Origin of the sequence: Pectobacterium quasiaquaticum (assembly GCF_014946775.2) — a bacterium.
GTDB lineage: Bacteria > Pseudomonadota > Gammaproteobacteria > Enterobacterales > Enterobacteriaceae > Pectobacterium > Pectobacterium aquaticum.
The window spans coordinates 3,475,892-3,491,472 of record NZ_CP065177.1 but is presented as its reverse complement, the minus strand read 5'-3'; the positions used below and the strand labels follow the sequence as shown (position 1 = coordinate 3,491,472).

14 protein-coding genes are annotated in these 15,581 nt (G+C 51.4%); 7 read left to right on the top strand and 7 right to left on the bottom strand.

What is annotated here, in order from left to right; all coding sequences use genetic code 11:
- The first annotated feature begins 185 nt into the window (after positions 1-185).
- A complete protein-coding gene (locus IG609_RS15960) occupies positions 186-656 on the top strand; it encodes a multidrug/biocide efflux PACE transporter (RefSeq protein ID WP_193398390.1) in 471 nt (156 codons plus the stop codon).
- A 23-nt stretch (positions 657-679) separates the two neighbouring features.
- On the opposite strand, the gene IG609_RS15955 is transcribed toward IG609_RS15960, so the two are convergent.
- On the bottom strand, positions 680-1,342 hold the full coding sequence (locus IG609_RS15955; protein ID WP_193398391.1) for a DNA-3-methyladenine glycosylase family protein: 663 nt from the start codon (positions 1,340-1,342) through the stop codon (positions 680-682).
- 371 nt (positions 1,343-1,713) lie between these two features.
- Between IG609_RS15955 and ada the strand changes: the two genes are divergently transcribed.
- Together ada and alkB are read left to right on the top strand one after the other, a co-directional pair.
- Positions 1,714-2,829, top strand: a complete 1,116-nt coding sequence (ada, locus tag IG609_RS15950) for a bifunctional DNA-binding transcriptional regulator/O6-methylguanine-DNA methyltransferase Ada (protein ID WP_193398392.1) — start codon at positions 1,714-1,716, stop codon at positions 2,827-2,829.
- The gene (gene alkB / locus IG609_RS15945; protein ID WP_193398393.1) at positions 2,826-3,482 is read left to right on the top strand and encodes a DNA oxidative demethylase AlkB; all 657 of its coding nucleotides are present in this window, start codon (positions 2,826-2,828) and stop codon (positions 3,480-3,482) included. Before ada ends, alkB begins: the two co-directional genes overlap by 4 nt.
- 82 nt (positions 3,483-3,564) lie before the next feature.
- Here the strand turns inward: alkB and IG609_RS15940 are convergent, their stop codons facing one another.
- The 6 genes from IG609_RS15940 to IG609_RS15915 form a co-directional block, all read right to left on the bottom strand.
- Positions 3,565-5,094: an FAD-dependent oxidoreductase gene (locus IG609_RS15940; RefSeq protein WP_116186759.1), complete on the bottom strand. Its 1,530-nt coding sequence runs from the start codon at positions 5,092-5,094 to the stop codon at positions 3,565-3,567.
- Positions 5,095-5,135: 41 nt separating this feature from the next.
- The gene (locus tag IG609_RS15935; protein WP_102118242.1) at positions 5,136-5,483 is read right to left on the bottom strand and encodes an FMN-binding protein; all 348 of its coding nucleotides are present in this window, start codon (positions 5,481-5,483) and stop codon (positions 5,136-5,138) included.
- Positions 5,484-5,548: 65 nt separating this feature from the next.
- On the bottom strand, positions 5,549-6,925 hold the full coding sequence (locus IG609_RS15930; RefSeq protein ID WP_193398394.1) for an MFS transporter: 1,377 nt from the start codon (positions 6,923-6,925) through the stop codon (positions 5,549-5,551).
- Positions 6,926-7,888, bottom strand: coding sequence for a cytochrome c nitrite reductase subunit NrfD (nrfD, locus tag IG609_RS15925; RefSeq protein ID WP_193398395.1), 963 nt, complete (start codon positions 7,886-7,888; stop codon positions 6,926-6,928).
- Positions 7,881-8,579, bottom strand: a complete 699-nt coding sequence (locus IG609_RS15920; protein ID WP_193400054.1) for a 4Fe-4S dicluster domain-containing protein — start codon at positions 8,577-8,579, stop codon at positions 7,881-7,883. The genes nrfD and IG609_RS15920 overlap by 8 nt, the downstream gene beginning before the upstream one ends.
- A gap of 516 nt (positions 8,580-9,095) precedes the next feature.
- Positions 9,096-10,061 (bottom strand): alpha/beta hydrolase, encoded by a 966-nt coding sequence (locus IG609_RS15915; RefSeq protein WP_102118246.1) that lies wholly within the window; start codon positions 10,059-10,061, stop codon positions 9,096-9,098.
- Positions 10,062-10,337: 276 nt separating this feature from the next.
- Between IG609_RS15915 and IG609_RS15910 the strand changes: the two genes are divergently transcribed.
- From IG609_RS15910 to IG609_RS15895, 4 genes are all read left to right on the top strand, one after another.
- Positions 10,338-11,240: a LysR family transcriptional regulator gene (locus IG609_RS15910; protein WP_193398397.1), complete on the top strand. Its 903-nt coding sequence runs from the start codon at positions 10,338-10,340 to the stop codon at positions 11,238-11,240.
- Positions 11,241-11,532: 292 nt separating this feature from the next.
- Complete coding sequence (manD, locus tag IG609_RS15905; protein WP_039283781.1) at positions 11,533-12,747, top strand: D-mannonate dehydratase ManD; 1,215 nt, start codon at positions 11,533-11,535, stop codon at positions 12,745-12,747.
- 29 nt (positions 12,748-12,776) lie between these two features.
- Entirely contained in the window at positions 12,777-13,799 is a 1,023-nt protein-coding gene (locus tag IG609_RS15900) for a Zn-dependent oxidoreductase (RefSeq protein ID WP_193400056.1), read from the top strand.
- A gap of 262 nt (positions 13,800-14,061) precedes the next feature.
- On the top strand, positions 14,062-15,432 hold the full coding sequence (locus IG609_RS15895) for an MFS transporter (RefSeq protein ID WP_193398399.1): 1,371 nt from the start codon (positions 14,062-14,064) through the stop codon (positions 15,430-15,432).
- Positions 15,433-15,581: the final 149 nt, after the last annotated feature.

Here is a 15,581-nt window from a genome sequence, read left to right as displayed (position 1 = left end):
TAATTCGAGTTTCAGGAAAGCCAACGCACATGCAACTTGAAGTATGACGAGTATATCGTTTTTATCGATGGAATCTAACTGTACTCTACCACCTTATACGATGAAAATAAGGCCGTAATACGATGCCATCCAGGGTCATGGCGAAAATTGACCAGCAACGTGCAATAAATAAAAGTGAATGTGTTATGCAGAACAAAACCAGCAAAACTTTACGTGAACGCTTGGGCCATGCGGTGGGTTTTGAACTGATCGCGTTGACGATCTGTGCGCCAGCGGGCGCCTGGCTGCTGAATAAGCCGCTCTTCGATATGGGGGCACTGGCCATCATGCTGTCCAGCGCCGCGATGATCTGGAACATGATCTACAACTCGATATTCGATCGCCTGTGGCCTGCGGACCGTGTTAAGCGTCGGCTGCCGATTCGTATCGCTCACGCGCTGGGGTTCGAAGGCGGCTTTATCCTGATTGGTTTGCCGCTGGCGGCGTGGATGTTGAATGTCACGCTGTGGCAGGCACTGATGGTGGAGATCGGTTTCTTCCTGTTCTTCCTGCCGTACACCGTGGTGTATAACTGGGCCTACGATACGCTGCGGGAACGCATTATGAATCGCCGTCGCCACGTTCAGCAGGTATCGACCAGCTCTCGTCTGCGCTAACTCGCCTGCGGTAATGCTGCGCGTTACCGGTGTGTCAGCTTAACGCTCTGATACGCCGGTAGCTCAAGCGCTCGCCATAAATACCAGGATGCCACCGTGCGATAAGGCTGACAGTGCAGGCTCAGTGCCTGCAAATCGCGCGGTTTCGGCATGTCCTGCAAATCATAAACATAGCGTAACCCCTGCCGGATACCGAGATCGTCGAGCGGCATGATGTCGGTGCGTTCCAGTGAATAAATCAAAAACATTTCGACCGTCCAGCGTCCGATCCCCTTGAGCGATGTTAACTGCTGAATAAGCGTGTCGTCATCCCGCTCTGCGGCCTGTTCGAGGCTGGGCACCAGTCCGCTTAGCGCACCCTGTGCGATGCCGTGCAGCGTATCCGCTTTACGCGCAGAAAAACCGCACTGCCGTAGCGTGTCGGTGGAGCAGGCCAGTATCTGTTCCGGGGTGGGAAAGACATCGCCATGTACCCGCAGGAGTTTTGCGACCATCGCATCTCCGGCACGCGTCGTTAGCTGCTGATAGGCAACCGCACGCATCAGTGCCTCATAAGGTTCCCGATGTGGCGAGGTCTGATGGCGACAATCGCCAATCTGTTCGATCAGGCTGGCCCAGCGCGCATTGATGGCGCTGAGATGGTTTTTGGCCTGCTGAGTGAAATCCAACGGCGGATGGGATGGCATAAACGGCTTCCGTGATGAGAATGCAAAGGGCAGAAAATGAGCATAGGAGATTGCCGCATGGCGCGCCATGTGGGAAGGGCTATTCGGATGAAAAAGCAAGACGTGGCGAGGGGGATTACACACTGCCGCTCATATCGCCCCCTGATTGCAGAAAAAAGCTGAGTCTCACCGTGTACCATTTATTCGCATTACAGATTTGTTTAAAAAGTAACCGGTAATGTCGGAAGAAATATCAACATCGGGGCGATCCGAATGAAAAAGCAAGAGTGGGACGTGTGCACAAGGTCGCTTCGGTTTAGCGTTAGCGCATGGCATGACTTTCAGTAATAGTAAGATTGGCAGTAATGCCGAGATTGGAGTGAGGTGTACAAATGCGTAACGATACGATGCTGAGTGATACGCCGTTTCAGGATGCCGATTCGCGCTGGCAGGCGGTAGTGACGCGCAATCAAGCGGCTGATGGCTGCTTTATCTATGCGGTGAAGACGACGGGGATTTACTGTGCGCCCTCCTGTGCATCACGCCAGCCTCGGCGTGAAAATGTGGTGTTCTTCGCGACGGCCGACGAGGCGCAGGCAGCGGGTTTCCGCCCGTGTAAACGCTGTCGTCAGGGAACACTTTCGCGGCAGGAACAGCAGGCGCAGCAGATTGCCCGCGCGTGCCGGATGATTGAGCAATCGGAGCATCAGCCGACACTAGCGGTGCTGGCTCAGGCCGTGGGGATCAGCGCGTTCCATTTTCATCGCGTGTTCAAAGCCATAACCGGTCTGACGCCCAAACACTATGCCAGTGCCCATCGTCATCGGCAGCTACGCGAACAGTTGGCTGATAGCGGCACGGTGACCACAGCGATTACGGCGGCGGGCTATGACGCCAGCGGGCGCTTTTATGCCGAAGCGGGCGCACATTTAGGGATGACGCCGACGGCGTTTCAGAATCGTGGAAAAGGGATGACGATCCGCTTTGCCGTTGGCCGCTGTTCACTCGGTGAAGTGCTGGTGGCGGAAAGCGAGAAAGGGATCTGCGCTATCCTGCTGGGGGACGATCCTGACTCTCTGCTCAACTCGCTTCAGGAGATGTTTGCTAACGCACAGCTGATCGGTGGCGATGCGGTGTTTGAACAACGCATGGCGCAGGTTGTCGGGTTTGTTGACGATCCTGCAATTGGGCTGACGCTGCCGCTGGATATTCGCGGTACGGCATTCCAGCAACGAGTTTGGCAGGCGCTGCGCGCGATCCCCGCAGGAGAAACACTGAGCTATCGTGACGTCGCTGAGCGCATTGGCGCGCCGGCCGCCGTGCGCGCTGTCGCGGGGGCTTGTGCGGCGAACCGACTGGCGGTCGCGATTCCCTGTCATCGCGTGGTTCGGCATGACGGTGCGCTATCTGGCTATCGCTGGGGCATCGTGCGTAAACGCGCCCTGTTGGAGAAAGAATTGGTGGAGAACGAATTGGCTACGGATCAACAAGGGGAGTCGCCATCGTGAATTTTGATTTATTTGCCGATGAAGCGCCGCGCCGTTGGACGGAAACGCTGGCTCCAGGCGCGCTCATCCTGCGCGGTCGCGCCTATGACGATGCTCCGGCGTTGCTTGCTGCACTGAGAGCCGTCACCACGCGAGCGCCGCTGCGGAATATGGTGACGCCGGGCGGCTTTGTGATGTCGGTGGCAATGAGCAACTGTGGGCCACTTGGCTGGGTGACGGATGAACGCGGCTATCGCTATACCGCACAGGATCCGCTGAGCGGAGAGGCGTGGCCCGCCATGCCAGAGGTTTTTTTCCGGCTGGCGAAGCAGGCGGCGAGCGAAGCGGGTTTTGCTGATTTTGAACCGGATGCCTGCCTCATCAACCGCTATGATGTCGGCACGCGCATGTCCCTGCATCAGGATAAAAACGAACGGGATTTTCACCAGCCTATCGTGTCCGTCTCGCTGGGGCTCAGCGCGACATTCCTGTTTGGCGGCATGGCGCGCAGTGATAAAGCGCAGCGTGTTGCGCTGACGCATGGCGATGTTGTGGTCTGGGGCGGTGAATCGCGGCTCTATTTTCACGGCATTCTGCCGTTGAAAAGCGGCAGCGTGCCGGAAGGGATGTCCGAAGAATGCCGTTTTAACCTGACGTTTCGTAAAGCTGGATAGGGCAACCACAGGGATACTTCCCCAGTGGTTGCCCGTGTATCTCGATGCTCAAACGATCGGCATCAGGCTTAAGCGCTGGCGCTTATTTCTTGCTGAACTTCATATAATCGAGGGCGCTTTCTGCCGCGATACGACCGGAGTTGAGCGCAAAGCCAAACGTGCCGCCGCCTAACAGCAGGTCATAGGTGTCGCCATACATGCCAGCAGCATCATTACCCGTGACGTACAGGCCCGGAATAACCTCGCCGGATTTATCGATTGCCTGCATTTTCTCGTCAATCTTCACGCCGCCTAACGTACCCAGCGCGGCGGGCTGCATTCTCACCGCATAGAACGGGCCGGTTTTTACCGGACGCAGGTAATCCATGTTTTTGTTAAACACGTCATCCCGCTTTTGCGTCGCAAATTTGTTGTTTTCTTCCAGTGTATTCTTCAGCACGCTGGCATCAACGCCCATCTCTTTGGCCAGCCCGTCAATGGTGGCGGATTTGAAGACGAAGCCGCGATTTTTCTGACTTTCCTTGGTAAATTCGCTATCAAATTTAGTCAGCTTGGTATTGGCGATTACCCATTCACCAATCGGCACATCAATGCCGTCTTCGACGTAATGCTTACGGGAGGTTTCGTCGAAAATGGAGTACATGATGCCGCCCGCTTTGGACAGCGCGTTGCCGGAGTGTGGCCAGATAATGACGTTGGATTCATCGGTAAAGCGGCGGCCGTGTTGATCAACCCACAGATAAGGCTGACGCGCGGCGGCCAGCAGGTGAGAGTTCGGGGCGTAGTCTGGCAGGCCTGGGCGATAGGCTTGCAGGAGACCCAGACCGTCCGGTTTGGCACCGGCCTTCCAGGCCATATTAATCCCGTCGCCGTCTTTACCGACGTTGCCGACCATAATGGTATCGGGGAAGGCGGCGTATTTTTGCAACATCTCTTTATTGTTGGCGTAGCCGCCGGTTGCGATGATGACGGCCTTGGCGTCGATCTGGAAGGTGTTGCCTTCGCTATCCTGTGCGACGACGCCCGTGACTTTGCCGTCTTTCACGATCAGATCTTTACCTGCCGTCTTCACCAGCGTGGTGACATCCATCGTTTTAAACTGCTCGTGGAATGTCTTGATCAAGTGGCGTCCGTGGCCGGGGCCGTCGATCACATGCCAGGTCAGCATGCCGCCAGGGCCACCGGGGCCGATATATTCAAATTTGATGCCTTTCGATTTCACCCATTCAATCGTGTCTGCAGAACGGTTGACGAAAGCGCGAACTACAAAGGGATTGGCCATCCAGTGGCTGTATTCCATGATGGTTTTAAAGGCCATATCCGGGGTGACCACAATCCCCTGACGCTTCTGCATACTGCTGTTGGCGGCGAAGATGCCTTCGGCAAAGTTACCCGTGCCGCCGACAATCGGTTGTTTTTCCAGTAAGACGATTTTCGCTCCTTTCTCTGCGGAGGCCATGGTTGCCGAGGTGCCCGCCGCACCCGCGCCGATAATCACGATATCGGCGCTTTTCGGGATTTCCGGCGTTGCCGCATCCGCCGCCTGTGCGGTAGACCAGCTCATCATCGAGAGGCAGAGCGTTGCGAGTACACTTTTTCTGAAGCGTTTCATGATGTTTTCCTTAATATTATTAGTATTCTTACCACACGGTATTAATTCGCCTTAGCCTGCGAGTACGCGTCTTCCGCCGCTTCTTTCACCGCACCGCTGGTCATCGTGGCGCCGGACACCCCATCAACCTGGATGCTCTGCTTTTCGGTCATGGTTTTCGCGAGTTCTATGGCGGCTTCCCCGCCGACTTCCGGCGTTTCTTCTGGGGCATCAATCGTCGATTTAAGGACTTTCCCCTGCGCATCGATATCAAGCGTAACGGTGACGTCCCCGCCGATACCCTGTCTCGCGGCGGAATAGGTGCCCGCTTTAAAATTTCCTTCTTGCGCCACCGCGGTTCCCATTGCGAATAACAGGCAGAGTGGAAGGATTCCTGAGCAGATTTTCATATCAATAGTTCCAGTAGTTTTTGAATGAATACGGTGAATCACAAATCTATTTCCCATAAATAACGCTATCTCCCATGAATAAAGTGATAACCATCGTCGTTATTGAGGGGCCTGAATATCAGGCAGCAAAGGGGTAAGCCAATGCCGAGTAATAAAAACAACAGACTGAAGTGATTAAGGTTGAAGAGGATTTCAAACTGAGAAAGAAAACGTAATATCGGAAATGTCAGCGTCATACTGAGCATGACGGAAAGTAATTGGCTAATGGTTAAAAGATTATTACCGCTGTGGTACGTGCTGTTATTCAGGTTGCTAAAGGCCAGCGTACTTTCTGCTGAATATAAGGTTGAAATCAGCACGCCTAGTATCATGGCGATGATGCCGATGAGCGGCATTAATTTCTCTTGCACGGCGACGCTCAACGCGAGGATACACAGAGACGTTACGCTGGTTGTCAGCATCAACAAACGACGGTAGCCAATACGCGTGACCAGCGGTTCGAACAGTATTTTTGACAGCAGTGCACCACTGGAAAAGAGCAGCAAAACCAAGCTGGTTTCCGCAGGTTTACAGGCCAGCGTCGTTTGCAGCATTAACGAAAGCACGACGGGCGTTGATGCCAGTAATGTGCGCGTTGCGACGCCGCCAATAACGCCGACAGAAAAGGTTCTGATGCCAAACAGGGCACGAGGAAATAATGCCGTCTCTGCAATGAGATGCTGTCGATAGTAAATAAACACCAAGCCCAGCGTGCTGCAAGACAGGAATAGCATGACGAACGTTGGCAATATATTTTTCGTGGCAGTGGTTAACATGAAGGCCACGAGAAATAACATCAAAATGGGAAAGGCGACTTCATAGGCACCCGTGCGTGATGTCTCTTTTATCGTTGCAGCAGGAATATAGTAGGTTGCCAGAAAAAAGCAGAGTAAAGCCAGCGGAATATTAACGAGAAAAATAGCCTGCCACGAGATAAAGCTAACCAGAATATTGCCGAAAACGGGGCCGATCAGGGTACCGAGTAATCCCAATAAGGTCACCCGATTCAGGAAGCGTAATTTCAGCTTCTGCGGTGTGGTGCGTAATATCACGGTTCTGATGATGGGCAGCATGAGCGCACCGCCGATGCCTTGAATAAAGCGGAAAATGCTTAAGCTGCCGAGTGTGGTTGCTGTCATGCACAGCAGCGAGCCGAGCGTGAAAATGGCAATCGCGATCTGGTAGGTTTTCCGTTCCCCTAGCCGCTCCGCCAGCCAGCTATTGGCAGGCGTAAACGCGACGACCGTGACAATGTAGGCGATCACGATCGTCTCCATATGCAACACCGGCTGGTGTAACGACTGCGCGATGGCGGGGATGGCGACATACACCATGGTGGTATCCAGCGATTGCATGAAAAAGGTGGCAGAAGCAATCCAGAATAAGACCCATGACGTATTCATTCAGGCCACCGTCATTTGTCCGGCATAAAGCACGAACAGTCGTAGCAGGAACACGCCGAACAGGCTCATGACGGCTAACGTAATCACTTGCCCTTTGCCGGAATGGGAAGAGGGCTTGCGTACCCGGTTGGCAATAGCGGGAATCACAATACCGATGCCGATAATGCCGATCCAGAATACGCCGCCCCAGAAACCCGATAGTGCGGTTTGTGCGGCGACAACCTTTTGCCCGCCGCCAAGCAGCAGCCCGATAAAGAACGCAAACAGCAGGAACAATTCGGCATACACCACTGGCGTTTCCACGCGGTGGATGAAATGCAGGGAGCGTGAATGCCCCGACGTATTGCGCCCCCATGCACTGGCCAGCAGCATGACGGCAATGCCGGAGGTGGTGCCGGATACCAGAAACAGGACGGGCAGAACAGGGTTATTCAGCAGCGGGAACGATTTCAGCGCGGACAACAGAAAGCCGGTATAGCAGCCGAGCAAGACTGCCAGCACCAGCAGCAGGTTCTCAATCACCGCCGCTTGTTTGACGATTACCGCTGTTAACTGACGGGCTCGCGTCGCCAGCGCAGGTCGGTGCCAGACGGTTTCAAGCTGCGTCAGCCATGTATCATGATAAAGCGTGATCAGCCATAACAGCATCACGACGAAATACACCTGAAAGAGCATCACGCCAAGCGACATGATGGAGGTCGGGTTGTAAAAGACCATCAAATACCAAAAGGTAAAGGGTTTGGTCAGGTGGAAAATCAGAATCCCCAGCCCGAGGATCACGGCGAGCGGTGCGACGATAGCCGTGGTTTTGATGACAAGATTACTGCCGCGATATTCGCTGGGAACGTAGTGCCTGAGGAGCATCGAGAGCGATACCATTCCCGCTGAAATGCCGACCAGAAGAAGATAAACGGCGATGGGCCAATCCCATACCAACGTGTCGAACGTGAAGGCATTATGCATTGTCGATTTCTCCTCGTTTCCCCGGCATACGGTAGAGCTGGGGTTCAGTACCCAAATAGACCTTGGAGCGGTAGGTCGCGTTGCTCTCGATCATCTTGGCAATGTTGCTTTCAGGGTCGTTGAGATCGCCAAATACCAACGCTTTGGTGGGGCAGATTTCGACACAGGCAGGCTGTTTCCCAGCGGCCAGATTGGTTTCCCGGCAAAAATTGCATTTGTCTGCCGTTTTCGTGACGGGATTGATAAAACGCACATGGTAAGGACAGGCGGCAATACAGTAGCGGCAGCCCACGCAGCGTTTATCGTTGACGTCGACGATACCGGTAAGCGCGTCTTTGAAGGAGGCTCCCGTTGGGCAGACGGCAACACAGGGCGGATTCTCGCAGTGCTGACAGGATTTACGGAAAAATTGTTTGATGGCGCGCGTCTTCTCGACGGCAGGAATATCGACGGTTTGCAGTATATCCAGCCGAGTTACGCCATCGGGCACGTTATTGGTCTCTTTACAGGCCTTGATACAGGCTTTGCAGCCGATACAGCGCATTTCGTTATGCAATAAGCCATATTTAACGGCTACTTTACCCTGCGTTTTTTCGGGTTCATTTTGCGCTTGTGCGAGACCGATATGCCCACTAATGGCAATCGTACCTCCCATATAGGCAATAAAACGACGGCGAGATAAGTCTTCCATATTATAAATCTTCACATTGGGGTGATAGCCGCGCGACGGCTAGATATTATGCATCCAGCAATAGCATTAATATTTCTCAGTGTGGCGCTAATAGGAATAACGCTCCGTTATTACGATGAAAATAATAAGCAGACCACGTTGTTATTGTGGTTTTATTGAAACATGGGAAGTAACGGGTAAGTGTGCGATTGGTCACGTTTATTTTTTTGTAGATCCGTATATAACAAATATAGATTTGTTATAAATGAAATTTTATTGTGTTATCGCTTTATTCTTAGTCCTTCCTGTTTTTAGTCATCAAGGCTTCCACTAGGGTGATTTTTTTATTTCCTCTATGTACGGTGATTTTGAATAATTGATGTATATCAGATTATACGTTTTTTTATGTGATAATAAATGAGAGGGGAATTGATAATGGCATTTTTGGTAACAAATAAAAAACGTTAGTGCTTGTTAGGCTCTAACGTTTATGCAACATGAGTTATTCGGGTATAAAATTTTAATTGTCTGCAGGCATCAAGGTTTTAAGTGCTTATCAAGAAAGCGGATGGTAATTTTCATGATTTCCGGTTGCAGCCAATGCGGTCCACCGTGCTCTGCGCCTTTCACACTATAGTAGGTTGACGCGATCTTTTTCTCTGTTAGTGCCTGATGCAGCCTCTCGGTCTGACGTGGAGAAACTACGGTATCGTTCGTGCCGTGCATAATCAGGAATGGGGGCGTCGCGCTGTTGATAAAGTTAATAGGGTTAGCGGCAGCAGCTTTTTCAGGGTAGCGGGTGATTGCGCCTCCTTCATTAAATACCGAGGTGCCATTGACCCAAATTGCTTCTGTCGCGGAAGGTGATGCGTGTTTCTGAACGACATCGTCAGGGAAACCTTCACCCACAAGCGTCAGGTCGGATAAGCCATAGAAATCAATCACGGCCTGAACATCACTGCTTTGATCGAGATTATCGCCTTTATCATAGTCCTTTGAACCATTTGTCGTCCCGGCAAATGCTGCCAGATAGCCTCCCGCAGACGCACCGAAAACCGCAGCGTGTTGTCCGTCAATGCCGAATTTTTTCGCATTGGCACGCAGATAACGAATGGCGGACTTGACGTCTTCCAGCGGAGAGGGAAAAAGCACGGTGGGGGCGACACGATATTCCATGCTGGCAACGACATAACCGGCTTCGGCGAGGTTAAGACGCTGTTGCAGGTAATTATCTTTATTGGCATTAACGAATCCGCCGCCGGTAATGAATAATACGACGGGAAGTGCGGTTTTCGCTTCAGGCTGAAGGATATCCATTTTTAATGCGACGTTAGGATAGCCCCGCACCGATACCTGAGAGTAAACGACGTCAGAGATTAACTTCACGGATGTCGTTTCCTGCTTGACGGTGATTTCATGCTGGTTCTGTGCTGCATTGATTGCCGTCGCGCTCATCATTGCCAAGGTCGCTAACCCTATTTTTGTCGTTTTCGAATAATCCATATCTTAAGTCCTTTTGTTAGTGGTATGTAAATTTTTTTGTTTGAAAAAGGTGATGTCATATTTGTAAAGGTAATATTAAAAAATCTTTAATATTATTGGTGTTTCGTCTTAAATGAATGAATTATTTCCTCGTTGATAATAAGTTGACTATCTCTACTATTAACGTTATTTCTCATGAATTAAATGTGCATCTAATCACATTTGATTATTTACAAATCATTATAATTGTTATTATGGCCGATTATAGAAGTTATCGTTGATGCGTAATATAAAACAATGTTCAGCATAAAGCGTGTGATTTATTATCAGGAGCTCATCCGAGTCGGGAGTTTCACTAAGGCGGCAAAGGCGCTGAATATCTCTCAGGCTTTTTTGTCACAGGAGATCGCCCGCCTAGAGATTGAAACGGAAAGAAAGCTGATTAACCGAACCACCCGGCAGTTTTCTCTTACACCATTTGGGGAGATCTTTGCGGACAAAATTCAGGGGATGATTAAGGAGCATTATGAGCTGGCGCAGTTCGTCAGCAGCTATGAGGAAAGCACGGATGGTGCGCTACTGGTTGGCGTGATCCCGATTTTTAACCGTCTAGCTCACTACAATATGTTTAACCTGTTTCAGAAAGCCTATCCCAATATCGATATCTCTTTCATTGACGGCGTGAGCACCGATTTGCTGGAAAGAGTGCGCAATGGAGAGATTCACCTGTCTTTCTCGACGCCTTTTGATGAATACCTGAACGATCCGTTATTTCATCACACCATTTGTCAGATCGATGACGTTGTTGCGGTGATGGCAAGGTCGCACCCGCTTGCCGACAGTAAGACGCTTAGCTTGCCGCAGATGGTAAAAGAAAAGCTGATCGTGCCGCAGAAAGGGACGGGGGAACACGCCGCTGTTTCTGAATCTTTCACTCGGCAGGGCATCAACCCCAGCTACTTCCGCGAATGCAGCAACATGGACATCATTATGGATCTGGTGATTAACCTATCCGGCGTGGTCTTCCTCTGTTCGTCCGTTGCCAAAAGCCTGACTGCTTACGACGTCGCGGTGATTCCGCTTGAAGAGCAACTGAAAAGGACTTTTGCTATTAGCTATCTGAAGCGTAGCACGAACATTCCCATGGTGCGCCTGTTTCTGGATTTCCTGCAAGACTACAACAGCAAGTCTGCCCGTTAGGAGATTTTCCTTGTTCAAAAGGTGCCGATATCCAAGGCATGCACTGCAACAGATAACATGCTCTGTGCGTATCCAGCCCTAGCAGCGCTGAGCGCACAAGCCGCCGCCAACCTTTTTATCTGCCCACGTTTTATCCCTGCGGCGCACTCTGGTTCTTCCTCCCGCTTTTCATGAATTTTAGATAAATGTTGCAGATGTGAATAAATGTGAGGTGATTCAAATTATCTTGATTAATATACTTGTATGGTAGTCGGCATAAACGAATAGCTACATGCACAGAAGGATAAGTAACGTGAAGATTGTCAGCGCTGAAGTGTTTGTCACCTGCCCGGGGCGAAACTTTGTCACCCTGAAAATTACGACAGATAGCGGATTAACCGGCCTCGGCGATGCGACGCTCAACGGGCGTGAGCTGCCGGTCGCCTCTTACCTCAAAGATCATGTGTGTCCGCAGCTGATTGGCCGCGATGCGCACCAGATCGAAGATATTTGGCAGTATTTCTACAAAGGCGCGTACTGGCGTCGTGGCCCGGTGACGATGTCTGCCATTTCGGCGGTAGACACGGCGCTATGGGATATCAAGGCCAAAGCCGCCAACATGCCGCTCTACCAGTTGCTGGGCGGCGCATCGCGTACGGGCGTCATGGTGTATTGCCACACCACGGGCCACTCGATTGATGAAGTGCTGGATGATTACGCTAAGCATCGCGATGAAGGCTTCAAGGCGATTCGCGTGCAGTGCGGCGTGCCGGGTATGAAAACCACCTACGGCATGGCGAAAGGCAAAGGGCTGGCGTATGAGCCAGCGACGAAAGGCAACTTGCCGGAAGAGCAACTGTGGTCGACGGAAAAATACCTCGATTTCACGCCTAAGCTGTTTGAAGCGGTGCGTGACAAGTTTGGTTTCAACGAGCATATGCTGCACGACATGCACCACCGCCTGACGCCGATTGAAGCGGCGCGCTTTGGTAAAAGCATTGAAGACTATCGTCTGTTCTGGATGGAAGACCCAACGCCTGCGGAAAATCAGGAGTGCTTCCGCTTAATCCGTCAGCACACGGTTACGCCGATTGCGGTGGGTGAAGTCTTTAACAGCATCTGGGATTGCAAACAGCTGATCGAAGAACAGCTGATCGACTACATCCGTACCACGATTACCCACGCGGGCGGGATTACTGGCATGCGTCGCATCGCCGACTTTGCTTCGCTCTATCAGGTGCGCACCGGTTCACACGGGCCGTCGGACCTGTCGCCTATCTGCATGGCGGCGGCGCTGCATTTTGATCTCTGGGTGCCAAACTTTGGCGTGCAGGAATACATGGGGTACTCGGAGCAAATGCTGGAAGTGTTCCCGCATAACTGGACATTCGATAACGGCTACATGCACCCAGGCGAAAAACCGGGGTTAGGCATTGAGTTTGATGAAAAGCTGGCGGCCAAATACCCCTATGACCCCGCTTATCTCCCAGTTGCCCGTCTTGAAGACGGCACGTTGTGGAACTGGTAAGAGCGGAATAGGTAATCAGAGACCAAAATATGAAAAGCATTGTGATACAGCAGCCGAATTCGCTGGTGATTGAAGAACGTCCTATTCCGCAGCCAGCGGCAGGTGAAGTTCGGGTGAAGGTAAAGCTGGCCGGTATCTGTGGCTCGGACAGCCACATCTATCGCGGGCATAACCCTTTTGCCAAATACCCACGCGTGATCGGGCATGAATTTTTCGGCGTGATTGAGGCGGTGGGTGAGGGCGTGGAGGCATCCCGGCTGGGCGAGCGCGTCTCGGTCGACCCGGTAGTGAGCTGCGGCCACTGCTACCCTTGCTCAATCGGCAAGCCGAACGTCTGTACTTCGCTGGTGGTGTTGGGTGTGCATCGTGACGGCGGGTTCAGCGAGTACGCTGCCGTACCGGCGAAGAACGCGCACATCATCCCGGATGAGATCCCTGATGAGTTCGCCGTGATGGTCGAGCCCTTCACGATTTCAGCCAACGTGACCGCACAGGTGAAGCCGACGGAGCAGGATGTCGCCCTGATTTATGGTGCGGGACCGATGGGGTTGACCTCGGTTCAAGTGCTCAAAGGTGTGTTCAACGTGAAGGAAGTTATCGTCGTCGATCGCATTCCTGAACGTCTGGATATGGCATTACGCAGCGGCGCGGACAGGGTCATTAACAACGCATCGCTGTCATTAAAAGACGAGCTGGAAGCGCTGAATATCAAGCCTACGCTGATTGTTGATGCTGCCTGCCATCCATCTATTTTGCAGGAAGCGATTACGATTGCTTCTCCTGCGGCACGTATCGCCATCATGGGCTTTTCCAGCGAGCCTTGTCAGGTCAGCCAACAGGGAATAACCAGCAAAGAGATTTCCATTTTCTCATCGCGCTTGAATGCCAATAAATTCCCTATCGTGATTGCGTGGCTGAAAGAGAAACGTATCGATCCGGCCAAACTGATTACCCACCGGTTTGATTATCAGGAGGTTGTACAGGCAATTGAAGTTTTTGAAAAAGATCAAAAATGCTGCTGCAAAGTCCTGCTGACATTTAATGATGCATGACACGTTATTGGCAACAGGGATATATAAAAGGGAAACACATTATCGATTACAGAAAACTATAATGATTCCTTTGAAGTAATTATTTCTCTCTTAATCACTCCAGACCATTAATAACGGGCTGGAGTGGATTGCGACACCATGATGAACGGTAATTTTACTTACTGTGATCTATACCCTAAATAATTCGAGTTGCAGGAAGCTAATGCACATGCAGCTTGAAGTATGACGGATATACCATAATTACAAATCGTCGAGAGTATATATGAATACGAAAATAGCATCTGGACAAGAAAAACCTGCAAGAAGTACCTCTGACTTAGTTAAAGCGGCGGTGTCCGGCTGGTTGGGCACCGCATTGGAATTCATGGATTTCCAACTGTATTCGCTCGGTGCGGCATTGGTTTTCCATGAAATATTCTTCCCTGAGCAATCGGCAGCGATGGCGCTGATTCTGGCAATGGGAACCTACGGCGCAGGCTATGTCGCACGTATCGTTGGTGCCTTTATTTTCGGTCGCATGGGGGATTCCATCGGTAGAAAGAAAGTACTCTTTATCACCATTACCATGATGGGGATCTGTACCACGTTAATTGGCGTACTACCGACCTACGCACAGATTGGTATTTTCGCGCCCATCTTGCTGGTGACCTTGCGTATCGTGCAGGGGTTAGGGGCGGGTGCCGAGATTTCCGGTGCCGGGACCATGCTGGCTGAATACGCGCCGAAAGGGAAACGCGGGATTATTTCCTCACTGGTTGCAATGGGTACCAACTGTGGCACGCTCAGTGCTACGGCTATCTGGGCCGTCATGTTTTTTGCCCTCTCAAGAGAAGAGTTACTGGCGTGGGGTTGGCGTGTGCCGTTCCTGGCCAGCGTCGTCGTGATGATCTTCGCGATCTGGCTGCGTATGAATCTGAAAGAAAGCCCAGTCTTCGAAAAAGTGAGTAATGATGTCTCGGGTACTGAAGATCCGTCACCTGCTCTGGTGGTTGAGCAAAGCGAGCAAAAATCAGTACTGTCCATGTTCAAAAGCAAGGCGTTTTGGCTGGCAGCAGGATTACGCTTTGGGCAGGCGGGAAATTCAGGATTAATTCAGACCTTCCTTGCGGGATATTTAGTCCAAACGCTCTTGTTCAATAAATCTATTCCGACCGATGCATTGATGATCAGCTCCATTATTGGTTTTATCACGATTCCATTATTAGGCTGGCTCTCGGATAAAATTGGCCGCCGCGTACCGTATATTATTCTGAATATCTCGGCGATATTGTTAGCCTACCCAATGCTGTCTCTTATCGTTGATAAAGAGAATAGCGTTAACGTGATTGTCGTCAGTATTATCATTATTCATAACTTCGCGGTACTGGGATTATTTGCGCTGGAAAATATCACCATGGCGGAAATATTCGGTGGACGCAGCCGCTTTACGCAAATGGCGATTGCCAAAGAAACCGGTGGTCTGGTTGCCGTTGGTTTTGGTCCGGTGTTAGCGGGTATTTTCTGCAACATGACTGGTTCTTGGTGGCCGATTGTCGCGATGATGATGGTTTATTCTGCGATCGGTCTAGTCGCGGCTATCTGTATGCCGGAAGTGAAAGACCGCGACTTGGATGCATTAGAAGACGCGGCGTAACAGAACACTACATCGCTCCTGTTTGCGGAGCGAAAACGGGGGGAATGGGATAGAAGAGTAAAGCGTTTGCGCCATGGATGGCGCAATCCGAGCGTACAGGGATGTATTCACAGCGTCTTTACGATCTACCCATTATCCCCGTTCCTCTC